The organism is Streptomyces sp. 13-12-16 (assembly GCF_002114215.1).
Taxonomy (GTDB): domain Bacteria; phylum Actinomycetota; class Actinomycetes; order Streptomycetales; family Streptomycetaceae; genus Streptomyces.
In genome coordinates this window covers 1-3,425 of the sequence record NZ_NCTE01000264.1, presented here as the reverse complement: position 1 = coordinate 3,425, position 3,425 = coordinate 1, and the positions used below count along the sequence as shown (strand labels likewise).

Sequence of the window (3,425 nt, the reverse complement as noted above, 5' to 3'; positions counted from 1 at the left end):
GGCGCGGACCGCGAGCGGCAGCAGCGCGCCCGGGGTGTGCCGGGCCGCGGCGAGGGCGCGCAGGGTCGCCTCCCAGCTGAGCACCGGGGAGTCCAGGACGAGACCGGCGACGCGTGCGCGCACCTCGGAGCGGGCGGCGGCACGCAGCGCCATGGTCGCGCCGGTGGACCAGCCGTACAGGACCACCTGCCGGGCGCCGGAGTCCACGGCGTGGTGGAGCACCGCGTCGAGATCGCGCCACTCGGTCTCGCCGAGGTGGTTGAGGCCGTCCGGGGAGCGCGGCGCGCCGGGGTCGCCCCGGTAGGCGGGGGCGAGCACCGGGAAGCGGTGGCGGTGCAGGAACTCCATGAGGTTCATGGTGTGTTCCCGGGTGGTGCCGAGGCCGTGGACGGCGATCACCCAGGTGTCCCGGGCGCCCGGCACGAACCATGCGGGCAGGGGGCCGAGTTCGCCGGGAACGTCGAGGTCGGTGTGGTCCAGGCCGAGGGCGCCGCCCGGGTCGCCGACGTACAGGTTCGGGGTGAGCCGGGCGCGGTCGCCGGGCTCCGGGCTGCCGTACGTGACGCGTTCGAGGCGGCGTACGACGGTGTCGGCGGAGTCCGGGGCGCCGGGCAGTACGGGGCCGACGACCGCGTGGAAGCCGTCACCGGTGAGACCGTGGCGTCCGGGGCGGAGTGTGGCGAAGTCCCTGGTGAGGGTGATCCGGCCGGCGGCGGTGGCGTGGACGGTGAGTCCGGGTTCGGTGGGCAGGGGGCCGCCGGGGGGCATTCTGAGCGCGGCGTCGCTGGCGAGCCGGCCGGCGGCCACCGCGGTGGCGGCGGCCCCTATCACGGCGGTGACGGCTGCGGCCGTCGCTCTGGCAGTGCGCACGTTCTCCAGTGTCATGTGGGGACGGGTACCCGGCCAGCGGGCGCCGTACGGCCGGGCTGCGGCCGTGGGTTTTCCGTCCGTGGGGTGCCACCGTGCGGGGGGGCGTCCATGGGGTGCCACCGTGCGGGGGGTTTTCCGCCCCCGCCGCCCCTTCCCGTCCCGTCCCGGGAGGGCTGTGCCCCCGGCCCCCTTGTCCTCAAACGCCGGACGGGCCGGAAGTGCCGGACGGGCCGGGAGGTTGCCCGTAGTCCCGCAGGCGGTCCCCCACCTCCGTCAGTTGCTCCGGGGTCAGCAGGTGGGGGGAGAGGCCCGGGACCGAGGACGCGGTCAGCCAGAGGCGGCACATCCATTCGAGCTGGGCCGTGCGGTCGTAGGCCTGGGTGAGGGTCGTGCCGTGGGTGACGGTGCCGTGGTTCTGGAGGAGGCAGCCGGTGCGGCCGTCGAGGGCGCGGAGCATGTTCCCGGCCAGTTCGTCCGTGCCGTACGTCGCGTAGCGGGCGACCCGGACGGGCCCGCCGAGCGCCGCCGCCATGTAGTGGATCAGCGGCAGCTCGTCGACGAGCGTGGAGACGGCCGTGGCGTGCACGGCGTGCGTGTGCACGACGGCGCGCGCGCCGGTGGTGCGGTAGACGGCCAGGTGCATGGGCAGCTCGCTGGTGGGGGCGAGTGTGCCGAGGACCTGCCGGCCGGTGAGGTCGACGCCGGTCACGTCGTCCGGCGTCAGCCGGTCGTACGGCACTCCCGAGGGTGTGACGAGGACGGTCCCGCCGACCCGTACCGAGACGTTGCCGGAGGTGCCGACGACGAGTCCGTCGGCGACGGTCCGGCGCGCGGTCCCGACGAGTTCCGCCCAGGCGCGCGCCTCCTCCTCGCGCACGCCCCGGGTGCCTCCCGCTTCCCGTCCGTCCTCTGGCTGCTCGGTCATGCCGTGATCCTGCCAGGCGGCCATCCGGCGGAGGGTCCACCCCCTCTTACGGTCACCACGATGCCCGTTCCAGTTCATCTTCCGTTCACCCTGGTTACCTACGTTCGACCAGCCAATGACCTCGAACGATTGCCTGGGTAAATGGAAAGCTTCTCGCTGATCCTCGCGATTGTGGTGGTAACCGCACTCGCGTTCGATTTCACGAACGGTTTCCACGACACCGCGAACGCGATGGCAACGACCATTTCGACCGGTGCCCTCAAACCCAAGGTCGCGGTGGCCATGTCCGCCGTGCTGAACCTTGTGGGCGCTTTTCTCTCGGTGGAGGTCGCCAACACGATCTCCAAAGGACTCGTCGACGAGTCCGGCATCCGTCCCGAGGTCATCTTCGCCGCGTTGGTCGGCGCGATCCTCTGGAACCTCCTGACCTGGCTGGTCGGTCTGCCGTCCAGTTCCTCGCACGCCCTCATGGGCGGTCTGATCGGCGCCGCCGTCGCCTCCGCCGGCCTCGGCGCGGTCCACGGCGACGTCCTCGTCACCAAGGTCCTGCTCCCCGCGATCGCCGCCCCGCTGGTGGCCGGCATCGCCGCGATGTTCGCCACCCGGCTGACCTACCGGCTGGGCCGGAACGCCGACGGCAAGGCCTCCGAGAAGGGCTACCGCGCCGGGCAGATCGCCTCCGCCGGCCTGGTCTCCCTGGCCCACGGCACCAACGACGCCCAGAAGACGATGGGCATCATCACCCTCGCCCTGGTCGCCGGCGGCTCGCTCGCCCCCGACTCCGACCCGCCCATGTGGGTGATCCTCTCCGCGGGCATCGCCATCGCGATGGGCACCTACCTCGGCGGCTGGCGCATCATCCGCACCATGGGCAAGGGCCTGACCGACCTCCAGCCGCAGCAGGGCTTCGCCGCACAGACCAGTGCCGCGACGGTCATCCTGGCCTCCTCGCACCTCGGCTTCTCCCTCTCCACCACGCATTCCGTTTCCGGTTCCGTGATGGGCGCGGGACTGGGCCGCAAGGGCGGTGTCGTCCGCTGGTCGACGGCCACCCGGATGTTCGTCGCCTGGGGCCTGACCCTGCCGGCGGCGGCCCTGGTCGCGGCGCTCGCCGAGTGGGTCTGCGGCTTCGGCGACTGGGGCACCGCCCTCGTGGCCGTCTTCCTGGTCGCCTCCAGCGCCGCCATCTGGAAGATCTCCCGGCGCGAGGTCGTCGACCACACCAACGTCAACGACCACGACGAGGAGCCGTCCGGCGTGGTGACGCAGGCGATGGCCGCGGTGACCCCGCCCCCGGCGGGCACCGTGACCGACGACCTCTCGGCCACCATCCCGGCGCCGGTCCCCACCGACCCGGCGGCCCCGTCGGCCCCGCCGGCCGCGACCACCGTCTGACCGCGACCCGGTAGACCCGGTACGAAGGAAGAAGAGCACCATGAAGATCGACTGGGCGGCCCTCGGTTCCGTCTTCGGCGTCAGCCTCGTGGTCACCGTGGCCCTGGTGGCCCTGTTCACCCTCGGCATCAGCGGCCTGTCCCGCCGCGAGCGGGCCGCCGACCGGGGCCAGTCCGCGGCCCTGGCGGTCACCGGCGCCTACGCCTGCTTCGCGGCGTGCGCGGCGGCGGTGGGG

Annotated in this window: 4 protein-coding genes; 2 read left to right on the top strand and 2 right to left on the bottom strand. The window is 73.1% G+C overall.

The window, feature by feature from the left end:
• Window positions 1–870, bottom strand: an 870-nt coding sequence (locus B7767_RS11875) for an alpha/beta hydrolase (protein ID WP_085572171.1), incomplete at its 3' end; no start/stop codon positions are given.
• A 196-nt stretch (window positions 871–1,066) separates the two neighbouring features.
• On the bottom strand, window positions 1,067–1,795 hold the full coding sequence (locus B7767_RS11870; protein WP_085572170.1) for a class II aldolase/adducin family protein: 729 nt from the start codon (window positions 1,793–1,795) through the stop codon (window positions 1,067–1,069).
• Window positions 1,796–1,936: 141 nt separating this feature from the next.
• Here B7767_RS11870 and B7767_RS11865 point away from each other — a divergent pair, with 141 nt between their 5' ends.
• Together B7767_RS11865 and B7767_RS11860 are read left to right on the top strand one after the other, a co-directional pair.
• A complete protein-coding gene (locus B7767_RS11865) occupies window positions 1,937–3,190 on the top strand; it encodes an inorganic phosphate transporter (protein ID WP_085572169.1) in 1,254 nt (417 codons plus the stop codon).
• Window positions 3,191–3,230: 40 nt separating this feature from the next.
• The coding region (locus tag B7767_RS11860) for a hypothetical protein (protein ID WP_085572168.1) at window positions 3,231–3,425 on the top strand (195 nt) is incomplete at its 3' end.